The following is a 21,221-nucleotide window of genomic DNA, read 5'->3' as shown; positions in this document are numbered from 1 at the left end:
TGCAGATGAAGTGTTCGGGCAGTCAGGATGCCTCCCCTGCGTCAGGCTGCGCGCGTCCCATAGGGGCCACGATCAGCCGGATATCCGCCGCGTCCAGCATGGATGCGGTCTTGTCGGTGATGCCGTCATCCGTGATGACAGTGTGGATGCGCGCCAGCGGACACAGGATCAGGCTGGTCCGCGCCTTGAATTTTGTACTGTCCACCAGAACGACCAGTTCATCGGCCTGGCCTATCAGCTTCTGTTCAGCCTGTATCAGCAACGGGTCCGCTTCCATCAGGCCAAGCGGGCCAAGGCCCTGCGCGCCCATGAACATGCGCTTGGCATAGAAATTGCGGGTCACGTCATTGTCGAATGGCGACAGGATGATGTTCTGTTCGCGGTAAATCGTCCCGCCCGACAGCATGATGGTGTTTTTCGAATGGTGCAGCAGGTGTTCGGCAATGGGGAATGAATTGGTGAATACCTGCATCCGGCGGTTGGCCAGCGGGTGCACCATCTGGAATGTGGTCGTGCCACCGTTGATGATGATCGGATCGCCATCTTCGCACAGACCCACCGCAGCGCAGGCAATGGCCTGCTTTTGCTTGATGCGCATGGTCTGGTTCACGGCAAAGGGCCGCCCGGCCAGCCCCACGAATTGCGGTGGTGTCAGCGCTTCCGCCCCGCCGCGTACACGGCGCAGCTTCTTCTGGACATGCAGGGTTGCAACATCGCGGCGAATGGTCGCTTCGGATGCGCCGGTCAGGTTGCACAAGTCAACCACCGTCACCACGGGCCGGTCCTGCACAGCAGAAAGAATGATTCTATGGCGTTCTTTTTCGTGCATTGCGCCCCTCCTGCGTGCCGAAATGCTGCGAGAGAATGCGCGTCGTGTCAATCATTAATTTTCATAAATGATCAGAGTAAATCAAATTATGATCGTTTATGATCGTTTTTGATTGACAAAACGCCGCAGCATTTGTCAGGTTCAGCGCAACAGGCGCGGGATGGCGGATTCGCCCCAACAAGGAGATCATGACCTGATGACCGATAACCGATTGCAAAATGGCTGGGATGCGGGCCGCGCGGCAACACTGACAGAGGCCGAAAAGCTGCTGTACCGTTCCAACCTGCTGGGGTCTGACAAGCGCATAACCAATTATGGCGGCGGCAACACGTCGGCCAAGGTCATGGAAACCGACCCGCTGACGGGTGAACAGGTGGAAGTGCTGTGGGTCAAGGGGTCTGGCGGCGATGTGGGGTCCATCAGGATGGACGGGTTCGCCACGCTTTACATGGATAAGCTGCGCGCGTTGAAAGATGTCTATCGCGGGCCTGATCATGAAGATGAAATGGTCGGCTATCTGCCGCATTGCACCTTCAATCTGAACCCGCGCGCGGCGTCGATCGACACGCCACTGCACGCCTATGTCCCCTTCAAGCATGTGGACCATATGCATCCTGACGCGATCATCGCAATTGCGGCAGCGCGGGATTCGCGTGCGCTGACGCAGACCATCTTCGGCGATGAAATCGGTTGGTTGCCCTGGCGGCGGCCTGGTTATGAACTGGGGCTGTGGCTGTCAGATTTCTGCGCGAAGAACCCGCAGGCCAAGGGCGTTGTTCTGGAAAGCCATGGGTTGTTCACATGGGCAGATGACGCGCAGGAATGCTACGCGCTGACACTGCAGATCATCCAGCAGGCGATGGACTGGTTCGCGGCGGAGACCACGGGCAAATCTGCTTTTGGCGGCGCGGTGCATCAGCCGTTGGACGGGGACGCACGCCGCACGACTGCCGCGCGGCTGATGCCAGTCATTCGCGGGCTGGTATCGGGCGATCATCATATGGTGGGCCATTTCGACGATAGCGCGGCAGTGCTGGAATTCGTCAATGCCCGCGACATGCCGGATCTGGCAGCGCTTGGGACCTCCTGCCCCGATCATTTCCTGCGCACCAAGATCCGCCCACTGGTGGTGGCGTTTGATCCTGCTGAAAATGATCTGGATGGTGTGATTGCCAACTTGCCGGAACAGGTGGCGGCCTATCGCAAGGATTACGCCACATATTACGATCGCTGCAAGCACGACAATTCCCCGCCGCTGCGCGACCCCAACCCGGTGATATTCCTTGTGCCCGGGGTTGGCATGATCAGTTTCGCCAAGGACAAGGCCACCGCGCGCATTTCCAGCGAATTCTATGTCAATGCCATCAATGTCATGCGCGGGGCATCCAGCGTCAGTACCTATGTCGGGCTACCGGAACAGGAAGCGTTTGATATTGAATACTGGTTGCTGGAAGAAGCCAAGCTGCAGCGCATGCCCAAACCCAAATCGCTGGCGGGGCGCGTGGCACTGGTAACGGGCGGCGCGGGCGGTATCGGCACGGCCACGGCGGACCGCTACTTGCGCGAAGGGGCCTGTGTCATGCTGGCCGATATTGACGCCGATGCACTGGAACGCACGCGCGACGTGCTGGCGGGGCAATATGGCGCCGATGTGGTACGCACGCAGATCATGGATGTCACGGATGAGGATGCGGTGGCCGCAGCCTATGCCGCGATGGCGGTAGAATTCGGCGGGGTCGATATTCTGGTGTCAAACGCAGGCATTGCGTCCAGCGCCCCGGTAGAGGAAACCAGTCTGGCGCTGTGGAACCGCAATATGGACATTCTGTCCACTGGTTATTTCCTTGTCAGCCGCGAAGCATTCCGCGCGATGCGGGTGCAGGGGATGGGCGGGGCGATTGTCTTTGTCGCGTCCAAGAACGGGTTGGCGGCATCGCCCAATGCATCGGCCTATTGCACGGCGAAAGCGGCGGAAATTCATCTTGCACGCTGTCTGGCGCTGGAAGGGGCGGAAGCGGGCATCCGCGTCAATGTCGTAAACCCCGATGCAGTGCTGCGCGGGTCCAAGATATGGTCGGGCGAATGGCTGGACCAGCGCGCCAGCACTTACGGCACAGACAAGGGCGGGCTGGAAGAAATGTATCGCCAGCGATCCATGCTGAAACGCTCTGTCCTGCCCGAAGATATTGCCGAAGCGGCCTATTTTCTGGCATCCGACCTGTCGTCCAAATCGACCGGCAATATTCTGAATGTCGATGCGGGCAATGTGCAGGCATTCACGCGCTAACGCATGCAGCGAACATGCAAAACCCATAGATCAGAGGCTGATATGACCCAATATGACAGCGCGCGTGACCAGTTCGCGCAATGGGGTGTCGATACGGACGCGGCGCTTGCACAACTGGCGAAGATCGCGATTTCGGTGCATTGCTGGCAAGGCGACGATGTGCGCGGGTTTGAACGGCGCACAGGCAGCTCAGGCGGCGGCATTCAGGCCACGGGCGACCATCCGGGGCGCGCACGCACACCGGATGAATTGCGCGCCGATCTGGAATTTGCCTTCGGGCAGATCCCTGGGCAGCACCGGCTGAACCTGCATGCCTGCTATCTGGACACGGACCAGACACCGGAACGCGATGAACTGGACCTGTCGCATTTCACCCCTTGGGTGGATTGGGCGCGCGATCAGGGGCTGGGGCTGGATTTCAACCCCACCTTCTTTGCCCATGCCAAGGCTGATGACAACCTGACCCTGTCGCACCCCGATGCAGGCATACGGGATTTCTGGGTGGAACACGGGCGGCGCTGCCGTGACATTGCAGCGGGCATGGGCGCTGCGCTGGGGTCATCGGCGGCAAACAACATCTGGGTGCCCGACGGGTATAAGGATACGCCAATTGACCGTATGGCTGCGCGCCGCAGGCTGGAACAGTCGCTTGACCGCATGCTGGCCGATCCTCTGGACCCCGCGCATATGCGCGACGCGGTTGAATCCAAGCTGTTCGGCATCGGGGTGGAAGCCTGCACCATCGGCAGTCATGAATTCTATATGGGGTATGCCATCCGCAAGGGGCTGATGCTGTGTCTGGATATGGGGCATTTCCATCCGACGGAATCGGTGGCCGACAAATTGTCTGCGGTGGCGCTGTCGGTCGATGAGTTGCTGCTGCATGTGTCACGCCCCATGCGCTGGGACAGCGACCATGTGGTAACGCTGAATGATGATGTGCTGGCCGTTGCGCAGGAACTTGTCAGCGCGGGTCTGCTGGGGCGCACGCGCATCGGGCTGGACTTCTTTGATGCCACGATCAGCCGGACCGCGGCTTGGGTGATCGGCACGCGCAACATGCAAAAGGCCCTTTTGCGCGCGTTGTTGCTGCCGATGGACCAGTTGCGCAGCGCTGAAAACGGGCTAGATTTCACGACCCGCCTGATTGTGACTGAAGAATTCCACGATCTGCCCTTTGGCGCGGTCTGGCAGGAATTCTGCGCACGCCACGATGTGCCCAACGGACAGGCATTGCTGGGCGGGCTGGACAGCTATCAGCGCGGTGTCGCGACCAGCCGCAACGCCTGAAACACATCGCGCAAAACCGGGTAACGGTTTTGCGCATCATGGCGGCGCGGCGGTCGTACCCCGTTCAATCAATGCGACAGGCGCAAAGATGACATGCGCCCCTTCGGTTTTCTGCTCGCCCCGCAGCCGCGCCAGCAATTCCTGCGCCGCAAGCCTGCCAAGCCCGGACCGGTCCTGACGGATGGTGGTCAGGCCCGGTTCCATGAAGGCCGCCAGTTCGATATCATCGAACCCTACGACCGAAATATCCTGCGGCACCGCAACGCCAAGCTGCTGGCACCGCGTAATGAAGCTGAGTGCCATCGCATCCGATGCACAGAAAACCGCTGTTGGCCGTTCCGAAAGTGCCAGAATCCGTTCTGCGGCCCGCGCACCCGCGCCCAATGAAAAGTCGCCTTCCACAATCCAGTCCGGTGAAATATCCAGCCCATGTATGGCGCAACGTTGGGCAAACGCTTTTTTGCGCACCTCGGCCAGAATATTTTCCGCAGGGCCGGCCACATGGGCAATCCTGCGATGCCCCAGCGCAACAAGATGATCGACCACCAGTCGCGTTCCTAGTCCATTATTGCTGCGGATAGAAGGCAGCTGCCATTGATCGGACCATTCGCAGCAGAAAACAACCTGCTGCATCATGTTGGTGCTGCGCAGCGCATGGCCTGTTGCATCCGACATATGCCCGTCCAGGGTGATCATGCCATCCACACTGCCATTTAGAAAACAATCCGCAACCGCATGTTCAGATGCGCCGGGTTGCTGGCTGTCAAACACCAGAACCGAATACCCGTTGGCGGCAAGCACATCATTGATGCTGGACAGGATTGCGGAAAAGAACGGGTTCCCCAGATTCGGAACCAGCACCAGAACCGCCCCCGCGCGCCTTGTGCGCAGATTGCGCGCCGCCTGATTGACACGGTAACCGGTGGAATGGATCGCGTCGAAAACCTTCTGGCGCGTTGGCGCACTCAGGCGGTCGGGCTGGGTAAGGGCGCGACTGACAGTTGCAGTGGATACGCCCGCGACGAATGCGACGTCCTTGATTTTTGGCTGGGTCTTTTTCATCGGGGGTTCCGCGACCTTCTTTTCTGGGCGGTTACAAATTTCTTGACAGATTGTTTCATGTGGTGGAAGCTAGTGCAATCGATTACATCGTGATTCATCCTCGGAGGAGAGTACTTTGATCTCGGATTGTAATCGATTACATCGCGCGGGCAAGAAGTTTTCGAAAAAATCCGCGCTGCACGTGACACACGCGGCTTATGTCGCTGAGGGAGGAATAAATGAAAAAAACAATCGCATTGCTGGCATCAACCAGCCTGATTTCCGTTGGTACTGCCGCCATGGCCGCCGATCTGGAAGTGACACATTGGTGGACATCAGGCGGTGAAGCCGCGGCTGTTTCCGAATTCGCACGTATGTTCAATGAAAACACCGAACATACATGGGTTGATGGTGCCATCGCCGGGGGCGGGGGCACCGCGCGCCCGATCATGGTTGGCCGCATTACCGGCGGCGACCCGATGGGCGCTACGCAATTCAACCATGGACGGCAGGCCGAAGAACTGGTCGAAGCCGGGCTGATGCTGGACCTGACCGAACTGGCAGAGGCCGAAGGCTGGAGTGACTTCGTTAACCCCAGTTCGCTTCTGGACAGTTGCACGCTGGACGGCCGCATTTATTGCGTGCCGATCAATATTCATTCCTGGCAATGGCTGTGGCTGAGTCACAAAGCCTATGAGGATGCGGGCATTCCTGTACCAACAAACTGGGACGAATTTGTTGCCGCTGCCCCCGCGCTGGAAGAAGCTGGGAAAATCCCGCTTGCGATGGGTCAGCAGCCCTGGCAATCCAACGGTGCATTCAACGTGATGGCGATCGCGCTGGCGGGCACCGATGCATGGAAAGCAGTGCATCTTGATCATGACGCCGAGGTTGCGGCAGGACCGGACTATGCCCGCGTGTTCGAAGCTGCGGCACAGGCCCGCGCATTTTCCGCGCGCTCGAATGTGCAGGACTGGAATCAGGCAACGAACATGCTGATTTCAGGTCAGGCAGGCGGCCAGATCATGGGCGACTGGGCGCAGGGTGAATTTCAGGTCGCAGGTCAGGTTGCCGGAGAGGATTATTCCTGCCTGCCGGGTCTGGGCGTGAATGAGATCATCTCAACCGGGGGGGATGCCTTCTATTTCCCGAAGGTCAACAACCCGGAAATTGAGGCCGCCCAGCTTGAACTGGCCTCGCTGATGATTTCCAAAGAAGCCCAGGTCGCGTTCAACCTGAAGAAAGGGTCATTGCCGGTGCGTGGTGATATTGACCTGACGGCGGCGAATGACTGCATGGCCAAAGGACTGGAAATTCTGGCGACCGGCGCAATCCTGCCGGATACGAACCAGACCTTTTCACCTGATACCCAAGGCCAGCTTGAGGATCTGATGGTCGAATTCTGGAATGATCCCAGCTATTCCGCCGAGGATGCGCAGCGTCAGTATGCCGACATAATCTCGCGCGCAGACTGATCAGCCAGCCGGGGTTCCCTGACGTGCAGGGAATCCCGGTCATCCGACAGTATTTCCCGAAATCCGGAGAACAATAATGTCAAGCGCAAGACGCGTTCGCGATGGCGCACGCCCGCCAATCCGCCTGCTGCGCAATCTGTCATCCAAGATTGCGGCCATCCCGATGGTGCTGGTGGGACTTGGTGTTTTCGTGGGGGGCACGCTATGGACAGTGCTGCATTCCTTCACAGACTCGCGCCTGTTACCACGGCTGAACTGGGTTGGCCTCGATCAGTATGAACGCCTGTGGAGCACGCGACGATGGCTCGTATCCATTGAAAACCTGGCGGTTTACGGCATCGTGTCGCTGGTGCTGACCATGTGTCTGGGTTTCTTTCTGGCGGCCCTTCTGGATCGCAAAATCCGATATGAGGATACATTCCGCACGATTTTCCTGTATCCGTTCGCGCTGTCCTTCATCGTCACAGGTCTTGTCTGGCAATGGATCCTGAACCCAGAATTCGGCATTCAGGCAATTATCCGCGGACTGGGCTTTCAGAATTTCAACTTCGACCCGCTCTATAACCCCGATCTGGTGATTATCGGCCTGTTGATTGCAGGGCTGTGGCAGGGCACGGGGCTGATCATGGTCATCATGCTGGCAGGCTTGCGCGGCATTGACGAAGATATCTGGAAGGCCACCCGCGTGGACGGGATTCCGATCTGGAAAACCTATATCATCGTGATCATTCCGATGATGAAACCGGTTTTCGTGACCGCGCTGGTACTGGTCACCAGCGGGATTGTGAAACTGTATGATCTGGTTGTGGCCATGACAGCGGGCGGGCCGGGCATCGCGTCGGAAGTACCTGCGAAATACGTCTATGACACGCTGTTCACACGTCAGAACCTTGGTCAGGGCTTTGCCGCATCGACAATGATGCTGGTGACAGTCGCCATCATTCTGATTCCATGGGCCTATATGCAATTCCGGGAGAAGCGCCAATGACCGCTGCTGTCACCACTCCGCGCGGGGCCAGGCCGAAAAACCCCTTCGCGCCGCGCAATATCATGCTTTATGGCGCACTGATCATCTTCAGCATCTACTATCTGCTGCCGCTTTATGTGATGCTCGTCACCTCGTTGAAGGATATGGCCGAAATCCGTGTCGGCAATATTTTCTCGCCGCCGGTGGAAATCACGTTCCAGCCCTGGGTCAAGGCCTGGTCGGAAGCCTGCACCGGTATCAATTGCGACGGGCTGTCGCGCGGGTTCGGGAATTCTGTGCGCATTCTGATCCCGTCGCTGATCCTCTCGGTTTCGGTCGCGGCACTGACGGGCTATGTGCTGGCCTGCTGGCGCTTCAGGGGGTCCGAAGTGTTCTTCGGCATCCTTCTGCTGGGCGCATTCATCCCCTATCAGGTGCTTCTCTATCCGCTGGTAATCATTCTGCGCGAAATGGGGCTGTTCGGCTCGCTCTGGGGGCTGGTGCTGGTGCATACGGTCTTTGCCATGCCAATCAACGTATTGTTGTTCCGCAACTATTTCGTGGCGCTGCCGGAAGAATTGTTCAAGGCCGCACGGGTGGACGGTGCCGGCTTCTGGGGTATCTTCTTTCGTATCGTGATCCCGATGTCGCTGCCGATCTTTGTGGTTTCGGGCATCATTCAGGTCACAGGTATATGGAACGATTTCCTGTTCGGCGTCGTCTATACCCGCCCAGAGAATTACCCGATGACGGTGCAACTGAACAATATCGTCAACTCGGTGCAGGGCGTAAAGGAATATAATGTGAACATGGCAGCCACCATGCTGACAGGGCTGGTGCCACTGGCAGTATATTTCTTCTCTGGCAGACTTTTCGTTCGCGGCATCGCTGCCGGCGCAGTCAAGGGCTAAGAACATGACAAATTCTATCGAAATCAAGGACCTGAAACTCAGCTTTGGCGCTGTGACGGTACTGGAAGACCTGAATCTGGAAGTGGGGCAGGGCGAGTTTCTGGTGCTTCTGGGGTCATCCGGTTGCGGAAAATCAACACTTCTGAACTGCATCGCGGGGCTTCTGGATGTCACCGATGGCGAAATCCATATTCAGGGGCAGAATGTCACCTGGGAGGAACCGTCCAGACGTGGCATCGGCATGGTGTTCCAGTCCTACGCGCTTTATCCGCAGATGACGGTCGAAGGGAACCTTACCTTCGGCCTGAAGAATGCCCGTGTGCCCAAGGACGAGATTGCAAAGCGCATCGCCCGTGCAGCCGAAGTGCTGCAGATCGAGCCGCTTCTGAAGCGCAAACCCGGTGCGTTGTCAGGCGGGCAGCGCCAGCGGGTGGCGATCGGGCGCGCGCTGGTGCGCGATGTCGATGTGTTCCTGTTTGATGAACCACTGTCGAATCTGGATGCGAAACTACGCGCCGATCTGCGGGTGGAAATCAAACGTCTGCACCAGACCCTGAAGAACACCATGATCTATGTGACACATGATCAGGTAGAGGCTATGACCCTTGCTGACCGCATCGCCATCATGCGCGGCGGGCAGATCATGCAGCTTGCACATCCGTCGGAAATTTATAACCGTCCCGTGAACAAATACGTGGCAGGTTTCATCGGCTCGCCTGCCATGAATTTCATGGAAGGTCAGCTGGACGGCGGGGCGCAACGGTTCGATACCGGGCGGGGTCTGGAATTTTCGGTGCAGGGGTATGAATTCGTCGGGCCGCCAACGACGGGGCCGGTCTGGCTGGGGCTACGCCCGGAACATGTGCAGTCGGGCAAATGGGCCGAAGATCAGCCTGTGCAGATGGAGGCGCTGGTCGATATGGTCGAACCCATGGGGTCGGATACCCAAGTCTGGGCCAAAGTGAACGGCCAGGAATTGCGCTTCCGCATGGATGGCCAGGAGGCAGTGGACATCGGCGACCGCATACCCATCGGGTTTGATCCGGCGCGCCTGTCGCTTTTCGATAAATCAACGGAAAACCGGCTGTAAAGCCAAAATCAGAACCGCAGAAAGGTATGCAGCATGGACGTCTCGTTCCAGCTTTATTCAGCACGTAACTTCACACCATGGGAGGGGGTTCTCGATCAGTTGACGGCCCTCGGCTATACACAGGTCGAAGGGTTCGGCGGGGTCTATCAGGACGCGCCCGCTTTCCGCGCCGCACTTGATGCGCGCGGGTTGTCGATGCCCTCTGGGCATTTCTTCCCGCTGGCCAGCTTCGAGGAGGATTTTGACAAATCCATCGCTGCAGCGCGGGCTTTGGGTATGGCGCAAATCTATTGCCCCGCACCTGATGATATCTACCGCGAGGGCGCGGATGCAGCAGCGTGGCGCGATCTGGCCGCGCGGCTGGAAACAGCCGCCAAGCGCGTACAGGATGCGGGCCTGCGCTTTGGCTGGCACAACCACCATTGGGAATTCATGCCCCTTCCCACGGGCGAAATCCCAATGGCGCTGCTGTTGGAAGGCGCCCCGTCAATGGAATGGGAGGCCGATATCGCCTGGATCGTGCGCGGCGGGGGTGACCCGCTGGCATGGATCAAGGACCACGCAACGCGCATCACCGCGGCCCATGTCAAGGACATCGCCCCTGCGGGAGAGGCCGAAGATGAAGATGGCTGGGCCGATGTCGGCCATGGCACCATGGACTGGCCTGCTATTACGGCCGCATTGCGCGCCGCAGGGGTCAGCCTGTTCGTGATGGAGCACGACAACCCGAATGACCTGGCTCGTTTTGCGCGCCGGTCCATCACCAGTTTCCGCCAGTTCTAAGGGGCAAATCATGACAAGAAAACTTGGTATCGGGGTTTTGGGCTGCGGGAATATCTCTGCTGCATATATGCGCCTGGCCCCACTGTTTCGCGGCATTGAAATGCGCGCCTGTGCTGATCTGTCCGAAGATGCGGCGAAGGCCCGCGCGGGTGAATTCAGCCTGCGTGCAGAAACCATTGACGGGCTTCTGGCCGCGGATGACATTGACATCATCGTCAACCTGACCGTGCCTGCCGCGCATTTTTCCGTATCCCAGCAAGTGCTGGAGGCGGGAAAACATGTCTATTCCGAAAAACCCTTTGTGCTGACATTGGATGAGGGGCGCGCCCTGGCCAGCAAGGCTGCGGCAAAGGGGCTGCGCGTGGGGTCCGCACCCGACACATTCCTGGGCGGGGCGCATCAGCTTGCCCGCCATCTGATTGACAACGGGCGGGTCGGGGCCATCACATCGGGCACCTGTTTCGTGCAAAGCCCCGGCATGGAAATGTGGCACCCGAACCCGGACTTCTTTTTCAAGCCGGGTGGCGGGCCGATCCTTGATCTGGGACCATACTACATTTCCAACCTTGTGCAGCTTCTGGGACCGGTCAAACGTGTGACCGCCATGAGCATGAGTGCGCAGGCCGAACGCACCATCACATCGCAGCCGCGTTATGGGCAGAAAATCCCTGTTGAAACGCCGACCACCATACATGCGATCCTGCAATTCCATTCGGGCGCGCAGGTGACCTATTGCGCCAGTTGGGATGTCTGGCAGCACGGCCATGCCCCCATGGAACTGTATGGCGAACATGGCACCCTGCATGTGCCCGACCCCAATTTCTTTGGCGGTGAAGTGCGCATGACCCAGAAAGCTGCGTTCACTTCGGCAGGTACAGCATGGGATCACCCGTTTGCGCGTGCCAATGACGGGGTGCAGGCCAATTATCGCGCCGCAGGGCTGGCCGATATGGCGCTGGCCATTCTGGACGGGCGGCCGCACCGGTGTTCGCTGGAATTTTCGCTGCATGTGGTGGATGTGATGACCGCCATTCTGAACGCTGCGGAAACCGGCCAGGTGCTGGACATCGCCACCAGTTGTGAACGCCCCGAAGCGCTGTCCCCCGACGCAGCACAGGCGTTGCTGGCATGAGTGTCTATTGCGCATCAGACGACCGCTACACGCGGATGCAATACCGGCGCTGCGGGGCGTCCGGGCTGATGTTGCCTGCAATCTCACTGGGGTTGTGGCATAATTTCGGCGATGACACCCCGCATGAGGTGAAGCGCAGCATTTGCCAGACGGCCTTTGACCACGGAATCACGCATTTCGATCTGGCCAATAATTACGGCCCCCGCCCTGGTGCCGCCGAAGCGGCATTCGGGGAAATACTGCGCACCGATTTTGCGCCTTACCGCGATGAACTGGTGATTTCGACCAAGGCGGGCTACCGGATGTGGCCGGGGCCTTATGGGGAATGGGGCAGCCGCAAGTATCTGGTGTCGTCCTGCGATGCGTCGCTCAAACGTATGGGGCTGGATTATGTCGATATCTTCTATTCCCACCGTTTTGACCCCGACACGCCCCTGGAAGAAACCATGGGCGCATTGGATTACATCGTGCGGTCGGGCCGCGCGCATTATGCCGGGATTTCCAGCTATAATTCCGAACGCACCCGTCAGGCTGTAGCCATCCTGAAAGACCTTGGCACGCCCTGCGTGATTCACCAGCCCAGCTATAATATGCTGAACCGTTGGGTGGAACGCGACGGGCTGAAGCAGACCTTGCAGGAACTGGGGGTCGGCTCCATCGCGTTCACACCGCTGGCACAAGGCATGCTGAGCACGAAATACCTGAACGGTATTCCCGAAGGCAGCCGCGCCAGTCAGGGCAAATCGCTGGCCGCTGGCATGATCAGCGACCGCGCGATCGAAAACATCCGCAAGCTCAATGACATTGCGGCGGCCCGCGGGCAGACACTGGCGCAGATGGCAATTGCATGGGTGTTACGCGATGGCGGCATTACGACGGCTCTGATCGGCGCATCAAAGCCCGCGCAGGTGGTGGATTGCGCAGGCGCCGTGGGTAATCTGGATTTCACCGCTGCGGAACTGGCCGAGATTGACCGTTGGGCGGATGAAGAAAACATCAACCTGTGGGCGCAATCATCCGAACTGGACAAAGGGGCAGGGCAGACATGATCCGCAACCCCATCCTGCCCGGTTTCAACCCTGACCCGTCCATATGCCGTGTGGGGGATGACTATTTCATCGCCACATCAACATTTGAATGGTTCCCCGGCGTACAGATTCACCGCTCCACCGATCTGGTGAACTGGGAACTGGCCTGCCGCCCGCTGACGCGGGCCAGCCAGTTGGACATGCGCGGCAATCCCGACAGTTGCGGGGTCTGGGCGCCGTGCCTGTCCCATGCGGACGGGCTGTTCTGGCTGGTCTACACGGATGTCAAACGGCTGGACGGCAATTTCAAGGATGCGCATAACTACATCGTCACTGCACCCGCGATTGACGGGCCGTGGTCGGACCCGGTCTATGTCAATTCATCGGGGTTTGACCCGTCGCTGTTTCATGATGATGACGGGCGCAAATGGTTTCTGAACATGCAATGGAACCATTGCGGGCGTTCAGTGGGCGGCCGGCCGAGAAGCCCCGCCTTTGACGGCATTCTGATGCAGGAATGGCACCCGGAACACGGGCTGACCGGCCCGGTGCACAATATTTTCGCAGGCAGTTCCATTGGACTGGTCGAAGGGCCACATCTGTTCAAACGCAAGGGCTACTACTACCTGACCACCGCCGAAGGGGGCACCGGCTATGGTCATGCCGTAACAATGGCGCGCGCGCGCCAGATTGATGGCCCATACACGCTGCACCCCGACACACATCTGATCACGTCAAGGGACCACCCGGACGCGCCCCTGCAACGCGCGGGCCATGGCCAGATTGTGGAAACACCGCAGGGTGATGTCTATCATACGCATCTGTGTTCGCGCCCGCTTCCGGGGCGGTTTTCGCCGCTGGGGCGTGAAACCGCGATCCAGAAATGTATCTGGGCCGATGATGACTGGTTGTATCTGGCGCATGGCGGTCCCGTGCCCGCGCTGGATGTGGCCGCCCCTACAGAGGTGGAACCACGGCCCGCTGCTGCCATCCGGCGCGTGTTTGACGGGCCGGACCTGCCGCCGGAATTCCAGTGGTTGCGCAGCCCGCAGCCCGAACGGCTGTTTACCCTGACGGGGGATGCGCTGCGCCTGCACGCACGCGAAAGCATTGGCAGCTGGTTTGAACAATCGCTGGTCGCGCGCAGGCAGGAACATCTGCATTACAGCGCCGAAACCGAACTGGCGGAATTTACCCCCGACACCTATCAGCAGGCCGCAGGGCTGGTGACATATTACAACCGCAGCAAGTTCCATTTCGCCGCCGTGACATGGGACAAGACGCTGGGGCGGTGCCTGACAATCATGTCCTGCAATGGCGACTGGCCTGATGGCGCGTTAAGCTGGCCATGCGAGCCGGTCGCACTGGCCCCCGGCCCTGTCTGGCTGTCGGTGCAGGTCAGCGGTGCAGTGCAGCAATTCCACTGGCATCAGGGTGGCACCACATCCCCGCTTGGGCCAGCGCTGGATGCATCGGTCATTTCGGACGAAGGCGGGCGGGGGGAACATGGTTCCTTCACCGGCGCCTTTGTCGGGATGATGGCATTCGACATCACCGGACGGGCACTGCCCGCGCATTTCCGCAGCTTCGATTACACTCCCGAACCGGGACGGGCCTGAACGGCCTGCCCAAAACACCAAACCACGAGGAAAACCAATGCCCGCAAAAATTAAGGGTCCAGCCCTGTTCCTGGCGCAATTCGCAGGCGATGATGCCCCTTTCAACTCGTTGGAAAATATCACCAAATGGGCCGCATCGCTGGGGTACAAAGGCGTGCAGATCCCAACATTCGACACACGCCTGTTCAATCTGGACCGTGCTGCCGAAAGCAAGGATTACTGCGACGAAATCGCTGGTATCTGCGCTGCGGCGGGTGTGGAAATCACCGAATTGTCCACCCATCTGCAAGGCCAGCTTGTTGCCGTGAACCCTGTCTATGATACGGCGTTTGACGGATTTGCGCCTGCCGCCCTGCATGGGAAACCGGCAGCGCGGCAGGAATGGGCCGTGGATCAGGTGAAAAAGGCCGCGCGCGCCAGTCGCCATCTGGGGCTGGACACGTCCGTCAGCTTTACCGGGTCGCTGGCGTTTCCGTTCCTGTACCCCTGGCCACAGCGCCCCGCTGGCCTGATAGACGAGGCATTTGCCGAACTGGCCCGTCGCTGGCGGCCTATTCTGGATGTCTATGACGAATACGGCGTTGATATCGGTTATGAAATTCACCCCGGCGAAGATGTCTTTGACGGTGCGACATGGGAAATGTTTCTGGACGCGCTGGACGGACATACCCGCGCGCGCATCAATTACGACCCGTCGCATTTCCTGCTGCAACAGATGGATTATCTGGCCTTCATCGATATCTATCATGACCGCATCTGCGCCGTTCACGTCAAGGATGCGGAATTCAACCCCGATGGGCGGCAGGGCGTTTATTCCGGCTATCAGCCATGGCTGAACCGCGCGGGCCGGTTCCGCAGCCTTGGCGATGGCCAGGTTGATTTCGCGGCGATCTTTTCCAAACTGGCCCAATATGGATATGACAGCTGGGCCGTGCTGGAATGGGAATGCTGCCTGAAATCACCGGAACAAGGCGCGGCCGAAGGTGCGCCTTTCATCGCGCAGCACATCATCGACGTGACCGACAAGGCGTTTGACGATTTCGCAGGCGCCAAAACCGATATCGCGCAGATCCGCGCCATGCTGGGGATTGCATAATGAGCGCACGTCTGAAACTGGGCATGGTGGGCGGCGGCGAAGGCGCGTTCATCGGGGGTGTTCACCGCATTGCCGCGCGCATTGACGGGCAGTGGGATCTGGTTGCGGGGGCGCTGTCGTCGGACGCAGCACGCGCGCATGCATCAGCGGCCGCGCTGGGGATCGCGCCCGATCGCAGCTATGACAGCTTTGAGCAGATGGCAGCAGCGGAAGCCGCGCGCGATGACGGCATCGATGCGGTTGCGATTGTCACGCCCAATCATATGCATGTCCCTGCTGCGCTGGCGTTTCTGAAGGCGGGAATTCATGTCATCTGTGACAAACCGCTGGCGTCGAAACTGGAAGATGCGCTGCAACTGGAACAGGTGCTGGCACAATCGGGCAAGCTGTTTGTGCTGACGCATAATTATTCGGGTTATCCGCTGATCCGACAAGCGCGCGACATGGTTGCGCGGGGTGAGTTGGGGCAGTTGCGGCTCGTGCATGTCGAATATGTGCAGGACTGGCTGACCGAAGCCGCCACCGGCAAACAGGCCGAATGGCGCACCGACCCCGCGCGGTCCGGCGCGGGCGGGGCAATTGGCGATATTGGCACCCATGCCTGGCAACTGGCCGAATTCGTGACCGGCCAGTCCCCCGAAGCGCTGGCCGCCGATCTGTCCAGTTTCGTGGAGGGGCGCGCGGTGGATGACAACGCCCATGTGATGCTGCGCTATGCCAGCGGGGCAAAAGGCATGCTCTGGGCATCGCAGGTGGCCGTCGGCAATGAAAACGCGTTGCGGCTGCGTATTCACGGTGACAAGGGAGGCCTGGACTGGGCGCAGGAAAACCCCAACCAGATGGCGTTCACGCGCTTTGGCCAGCCAACGCAGATTCTGACACGCGCGGGCGCGGGCGCCACTGATGCGGGACTTGCCACCACACGCATACCGGCCGGTCACCCCGAAGGGTATCTGGAAGGGTTTGCCACGCTTTACCTTGAAGCGGCAGATGCGATTCGCGCACATGATGCCGACAATACCACTGGGGGGTCTGTCCTGCCGGGCCTGTCGGACGGGCTTTCGGGTATGCGCTTCATCGATGCCTGCCTGCGTTCATCACAGGCGGGCGGGGTCTGGACGCCGGTCATTCAACAGGGCTGACCGCGTTGGCCCCTTGCTGCAACCCCATTGTTGCGGCACTCTATGTGGCAACGATGGGGAAGGGGGACAGGATGCGGTGCATCGCTTTGGGTCTGATAGTGGTTGCAGGGCTTGCCCCCGGCGGCGCTATGGCTGACATCCCCTTGCCTGACCCGGTGTCGGATACGGATTATGCCAGCCATCCGCCGGAACTGGTGCGCCTTGGCTGGCATCTGTTTTATGACCCCATCCTGTCGGGCAACCGTGAAGTGGCCTGTGCGACATGCCACCACCCTGCCTTTGGCACCTCGGACGGGGTATCGCTGGGGCTGGGGGACGGGGGCAGGGGGCTTGGCCCAGCCCGCGTGGCCGATGCGGATAACATGCCCGAGCAGCGCATTCCGCGCAATTCACCGGCGTTGTGGAACCTTGGCGCGCATGAATTCACCCGCATGTTTCATGATGGCCGGATAGAGGAAGACCCAACCCGCGAAACCGGTCTGCGCACCCCGCTGGAAGGCGACATGATGGTGGGGTTCGCGTCGCTTCTGTCGGCGCAGAACATGTTTCCTGTGCTGAGCCCCGATGAAATGGCAGGCCATTACAGCGAGAATGAAATCGCACAGGCCGTGCGGCAGGGCCGGATTACCGGCGCAGGCGGCGCATGGGATCTGATTGCCGCGCGGGTGCGTGGCATTCCCGATTACGCCGCGCGCTTCATCGCGACGCATGACAATATTGGGGCCCCTGACGACATTGCCTTTACTGATATATCCAACGCCATCGCGGCATTTGTCGCTGTCGAATTCCGGTCTGATACCAGCCCGTTTGATGCCTTTCTGCGCGACGGGACCAGCCTGCCGGAGGATGCGGCGCGCGGGATGGGTCTGTTTTACGGGCGTGCAACTTGCAGCACCTGCCATTCCGGCCCGTTCCAGACCGATCACGGGTTTCATGCGCGCGGCGTGCCGCAACTGGGGCCGGGCAAAGCCGCGCGGTTTGAATCCCACCGCCGCGACACAGGGCGCATGCGCGTGACAGGGCGGGATGAAGATGCTTTTGCCTTTCGCACACCGTCGCTGCGCAATGTGGCGCATTCTGCCCCCTATGGGCATGCGGGTTCACATGCCACGCTGGCAGGTTTCATCCGCGACCATGCCGACCCTGTGACCGCGCTGACACGCTATGACCGCGCGCAGGTCATCCTGCCCGATCTGGGTGTGGACGACTGGCTGATCATGAATGACCCCGTTGAGATTGCCGCCATTGCGGGTGCCGTGCAAACCCCGCCCATCGCGTTGAATGACGACGATATTGCCGATATCGTGGCCTTTCTGAACAGCTTGAGCGACCCGCAGGCACTGGCGGGGCAGTTGGGCGTGCCCCCTTCTGTGCCCAGCGGACTGGTCGTTCCGAACCCGTAATGGGAGCGTTTGAGTGTTGGGGTATGAATATAACCCGCGCTATCGGCGGGCAGGGGACTACCGATCCCACATCTGAGACGCTCACTTTATGCAGGCGGAATACCCCGACATACAAGGCGTGCTATGACGCTGGCGTAACCGGCAGGCCGCGGGACGGCCCGCCGATAGCGCGTTTTCCGGGCTTTCGCCGCGCCACTGGCGCGACGGTCCCTTCAAACCCTGCGGCCTTTGTTCCGCGATGCTTCAGTCAGGCTGCAGGCTGATAACCTGATTGACGGCATCGACGCTATGGCGACTTTCCCGCCCGTCGGGCCAGATGACATGCACATCGGCGCGCATAGCGTCCCCTAGCCCGAAATGCAGTGGCACTAGTTGTCCGCCTGCATGGCCCCCGCCGATGGTGATGTCCTGCCATTGCGTGCCCGTTTCGGTTTCCACGTGCACCCGCGCGCCAATCGCAAAGCGGTTTGCCCCGTCTTGGCGCAGATCAACGCCCAGCCAGTTGCCAACCCCATCGGTGTCATTGCGATACAGCCGCGCAGGCGCACGGCGGTTCATCACCACCAGATCAAGCCGCCCATCACCATCCAGATCCACCAGCGCCGCCCCGCGCGAACGGTCAGGATCCGCCAGCCCCGCGGAATGCGCGACCTCAGAAAACTTGCCATCCGTGCCTTGCAGCAACAGGTTGTTGGGATCGGCCATGGCCAGATCAGGCATCTGGTCCACATTGCCCTTGGCCACGAACAGATCGGCGCGGGTGTTATTGTTCACATCCCCCCATTGCGCATGCCACCCGGTCGATGGGCGGCCATCATCGCCCGCAAACGGTCGGTGCGCCGTGTGGCCCATGCTGAAGGGGGCGGGGTCATAGGTGCCATCGGGCTGGGCCAGTTGCAGCATCTGATCGGCCATGGATGTCAGGTAAACATCGGCCAGCCCGTTGCCCGTCACGTCACGGCTGGCAATGCCCATGCCCCATAGCATCAGGTCAGGCCAGCCGTCAGCACTGTCCAGAAAGCGGCCATCTGCAATATCCCACATCTGTTCATGGCCGCCACGCACATAGTAATGCCTGTCATTGGACAGGCGCAACGTCATGCGGTCGCGCGCATCGCGTGCGGCCAGCGCCGAGAGCGGGCAGAACCCCGGCCCGAAGGGGTCCGATACCCAGCCCGTGCCATCAGGGCGCAGCAGTTGGTTGTCATCGCAGGCAAAGAATGGCCCTGTGGGGTCGTCGCGGTCCACGTAGTTGCCGATGAACATGGCGGGCCGTGTCGCACCTGCATCCCACCACGCGCTGAATGCCGTGGACCAGCCATTGCCCGCATCAATGCCAAGTTCTTCGGTCGCATCCTGGAAGCGGCAATCCCCCAGCCCGCGCAACACCACATTCGGCCCCACGCGCAACACGAACAGATCCAGCACCCCGTCGCCATCGACATCCAGCGGATAGGCGCCTGTCACATCATGCAGGTCAGTTTCTTGCGGCGCGAACACCATGCCGCCCATGTTGCGCAGCAGCAGTGCAGGCCCTTCGCCACCGGCCAGAAACAGGTCGGGCAGTCCGTTGTCGCTGCAATCGAATGCGGCCACGCCGCCACCCACGAAATGCTCCCACCCGCCGCTATAATGATGTTCGGGAATGGTATGGGTCAGGTCGGCAAAATGCGGCGTGTCTGACAGGGCAGGGGCCACAGTCATCATCAGGGCAAGAACCGCGCCTCTCATGCGGCACTGCCGCGCGTGGTAGAACTGCCCAGCCGCTGCTCGGTCAATGCCCCCAGCGCCAGCGCAACTGCACCCTGCGCCCAGACCAGATCGCCCCAGGCATGGATTTCCACACGCGCGGGCGCGCGGGCACCTATCAATGTCATGGCCTGCATTTCGGCCATCACCTCGCGGGCATAAAGATAATCATATTGCATGCGCCCACCGGACAGGATGACCAGTTCGGGGTCAAACATCTGCACGACATTCGACAGGCCAAGCGCCAGATACCGCCCCGCACGCCTGAAAATGGACAGCGCCGCTTCATTGCCGCGCTTCGCTTCCGCGAACAGATCTTCCAGCAGGGCAAGCGGGCTTTCAGCCAGGCTTTCATGCTGGTCCAGCGCGGTTGCCGCTTCGCGCGCCAGCGCATAATCCGCAACATAGGCTTCCAGACAGCCCCGTTTGCCGCACCGGCACAGCGCACCGTCCAGTTGTACCTTGGTATGCCCCAGTTCCAGCCCCACACCGCGCCCCCCGCGATAGAGCTGGTTGAACAGCACCAGCCCCATGCCTACCCCATGTTCAATGGTGATCACCGCGAAATCCGATTTCCTGCGCCCGCCCCCGAACCACAATTCCGCAAGTGTCAGCAGATTGGCATCATTGTCCAGATAGGTCGGCACACCGAATGCGTCCTGAAACTGCGCGCTTAGTGCAGTTCCCGGCGAATTCAGCATGGGCGACCATGGCACATTGCCGGTCGCATAATCCACCATACCCGCCATACCCACCCCGATGGAGTCGATATCGCGCAGCTGCATACCTTGCGATGCCAGCAATTTATCCATCAATGCGCGGGCTTCGGCCACCAGCATGGCGGGGCTTTTCCGGTTGGGGCGGGTCGGCAAATCGGCTTCGGCAATCCTGCGGCCCGCAAAATCGCTGAGCACTGCAGTATGGCGCACATCCCCCAGTTTCATGCCGACAACATAATGCGCTTCAGCAACCACCTCCAACTCCACAGGTGGTCGACCACGCCCGATACGGGGCTGGTCGGGTTCCAGCGGTGCGGCAAGGGTGATTTCGCGCAGGAATCCTTCGGCGATCAGTTCGGCGGTAACGGCACTGACCGATGCTGCACTGACGCCAAGGGCACGCACCATGTCCGCGCGCGTGATCTTGCCATGGGCGCGGGTATAGTCGAACAGCATCTGACGCAGGGGGCGGGGCACCGGCGCGATATTCGCCAGAACCGGCCCGCAACCAGTGGGTTCTTCGGCATCAGATATGATGGCCCCGACATGATGCGGTGTCATCTTTGCCCTCCCCAGCGCAATAATAACTTCACAGGATAAATTAATAACACCGAATAATGGTGAATACATCAAGCAAAAACACCAGACCAGCGCAAATTA

17 protein-coding genes are annotated in these 21,221 nt (G+C 59.9%); 13 read left to right on the top strand and 4 right to left on the bottom strand.

Features of this window, described 5'->3' with window-relative positions:
* Window positions 1-22: 22 nt before the first annotated feature.
* A complete protein-coding gene (locus tag PUT78_RS14005) occupies window positions 23-829 on the bottom strand; it encodes a DeoR/GlpR family DNA-binding transcription regulator (RefSeq protein WP_274352895.1) in 807 nt (268 codons plus the stop codon).
* 196 nt (window positions 830-1,025) lie between these two features.
* On the opposite strand from PUT78_RS14005, the gene PUT78_RS14000 reads away from it, so the two are divergent.
* Together PUT78_RS14000 and PUT78_RS13995 are read left to right on the top strand one after the other, a co-directional pair.
* Complete coding sequence (locus tag PUT78_RS14000) at window positions 1,026-3,116, top strand: bifunctional rhamnulose-1-phosphate aldolase/short-chain dehydrogenase (RefSeq protein ID WP_274352894.1); 2,091 nt, start codon at window positions 1,026-1,028, stop codon at window positions 3,114-3,116.
* A gap of 42 nt (window positions 3,117-3,158) precedes the next feature.
* A complete protein-coding gene (locus tag PUT78_RS13995; protein ID WP_274352893.1) occupies window positions 3,159-4,406 on the top strand; it encodes an L-rhamnose isomerase in 1,248 nt (415 codons plus the stop codon).
* Window positions 4,407-4,442: 36 nt separating this feature from the next.
* Here the strand turns inward: PUT78_RS13995 and PUT78_RS13990 are convergent, their stop codons facing one another.
* Complete coding sequence (locus PUT78_RS13990) at window positions 4,443-5,468, bottom strand: LacI family DNA-binding transcriptional regulator (protein ID WP_274352892.1); 1,026 nt, start codon at window positions 5,466-5,468, stop codon at window positions 4,443-4,445.
* 218 nt (window positions 5,469-5,686) lie between these two features.
* Between PUT78_RS13990 and PUT78_RS13985 the strand changes: the two genes are divergently transcribed.
* The 11 genes from PUT78_RS13985 (at window position 5,687) to PUT78_RS13935 (ending at window position 18,093) form a co-directional block, all read left to right on the top strand.
* Window positions 5,687-6,922 carry an ABC transporter substrate-binding protein gene (locus tag PUT78_RS13985; RefSeq protein ID WP_274352891.1) on the top strand — a complete coding sequence of 412 codons (1,236 nt, stop codon included), beginning with the start codon at window positions 5,687-5,689 and terminating at the stop codon, window positions 6,920-6,922.
* A 76-nt stretch (window positions 6,923-6,998) separates the two neighbouring features.
* Window positions 6,999-7,910 (top strand): carbohydrate ABC transporter permease, encoded by a 912-nt coding sequence (locus tag PUT78_RS13980; RefSeq protein WP_274352890.1) that lies wholly within the window; start codon window positions 6,999-7,001, stop codon window positions 7,908-7,910.
* The gene (locus tag PUT78_RS13975; RefSeq protein ID WP_274352889.1) at window positions 7,907-8,800 is read left to right on the top strand and encodes a carbohydrate ABC transporter permease; all 894 of its coding nucleotides are present in this window, start codon (window positions 7,907-7,909) and stop codon (window positions 8,798-8,800) included. Before PUT78_RS13980 ends, PUT78_RS13975 begins: the two co-directional genes overlap by 4 nt.
* Window positions 8,801-8,804: 4 nt before the next feature.
* Window positions 8,805-9,890: an ABC transporter ATP-binding protein gene (locus tag PUT78_RS13970; RefSeq protein WP_274352888.1), complete on the top strand. Its 1,086-nt coding sequence runs from the start codon at window positions 8,805-8,807 to the stop codon at window positions 9,888-9,890.
* A gap of 33 nt (window positions 9,891-9,923) precedes the next feature.
* Window positions 9,924-10,673 (top strand): sugar phosphate isomerase/epimerase family protein, encoded by a 750-nt coding sequence (locus tag PUT78_RS13965; protein ID WP_274352887.1) that lies wholly within the window; start codon window positions 9,924-9,926, stop codon window positions 10,671-10,673.
* 10 nt (window positions 10,674-10,683) lie between these two features.
* Window positions 10,684-11,805, top strand: coding sequence for a Gfo/Idh/MocA family protein (locus PUT78_RS13960; protein ID WP_274352886.1), 1,122 nt, complete (start codon window positions 10,684-10,686; stop codon window positions 11,803-11,805).
* On the top strand, window positions 11,802-12,854 hold the full coding sequence (gene mgrA / locus PUT78_RS13955; protein ID WP_274352885.1) for an L-glyceraldehyde 3-phosphate reductase: 1,053 nt from the start codon (window positions 11,802-11,804) through the stop codon (window positions 12,852-12,854). Before PUT78_RS13960 ends, mgrA begins: the two co-directional genes overlap by 4 nt.
* Entirely contained in the window at window positions 12,851-14,452 is a 1,602-nt protein-coding gene (locus tag PUT78_RS13950; RefSeq protein WP_274352884.1) for a glycoside hydrolase family 43 protein, read from the top strand. The genes mgrA and PUT78_RS13950 overlap by 4 nt, the downstream gene beginning before the upstream one ends.
* Before the next feature lie 37 nt (window positions 14,453-14,489).
* Entirely contained in the window at window positions 14,490-15,548 is a 1,059-nt protein-coding gene (locus tag PUT78_RS13945; RefSeq protein ID WP_274352883.1) for a sugar phosphate isomerase/epimerase family protein, read from the top strand.
* The gene (locus PUT78_RS13940; RefSeq protein WP_274352882.1) at window positions 15,548-16,690 is read left to right on the top strand and encodes a Gfo/Idh/MocA family protein; all 1,143 of its coding nucleotides are present in this window, start codon (window positions 15,548-15,550) and stop codon (window positions 16,688-16,690) included. Before PUT78_RS13945 ends, PUT78_RS13940 begins: the two co-directional genes overlap by 1 nt.
* A gap of 71 nt (window positions 16,691-16,761) precedes the next feature.
* A complete protein-coding gene (locus PUT78_RS13935; protein WP_274352881.1) occupies window positions 16,762-18,093 on the top strand; it encodes a cytochrome-c peroxidase in 1,332 nt (443 codons plus the stop codon).
* Window positions 18,094-18,336: 243 nt separating this feature from the next.
* Here the strand turns inward: PUT78_RS13935 and PUT78_RS13930 are convergent, their stop codons facing one another.
* Together PUT78_RS13930 and PUT78_RS13925 are read right to left on the bottom strand one after the other, a co-directional pair.
* Window positions 18,337-19,824, bottom strand: a complete 1,488-nt coding sequence (locus tag PUT78_RS13930) for a CRTAC1 family protein (protein ID WP_274352880.1) — start codon at window positions 19,822-19,824, stop codon at window positions 18,337-18,339.
* Entirely contained in the window at window positions 19,821-21,122 is a 1,302-nt protein-coding gene (locus PUT78_RS13925; protein WP_274352879.1) for an ROK family protein, read from the bottom strand. The genes PUT78_RS13930 and PUT78_RS13925 overlap by 4 nt, the downstream gene beginning before the upstream one ends.
* Window positions 21,123-21,221 lie beyond the last annotated feature (99 nt).

The sequence above is a fragment of the Roseinatronobacter alkalisoli genome, from assembly GCF_028745735.1.
GTDB classification, from domain to species: domain Bacteria; phylum Pseudomonadota; class Alphaproteobacteria; order Rhodobacterales; family Rhodobacteraceae; genus Roseinatronobacter; species Roseinatronobacter alkalisoli.
Note: the sequence above shows the minus strand (reverse complement) of the source record. Positions and strands in the feature narration are given on the sequence as shown.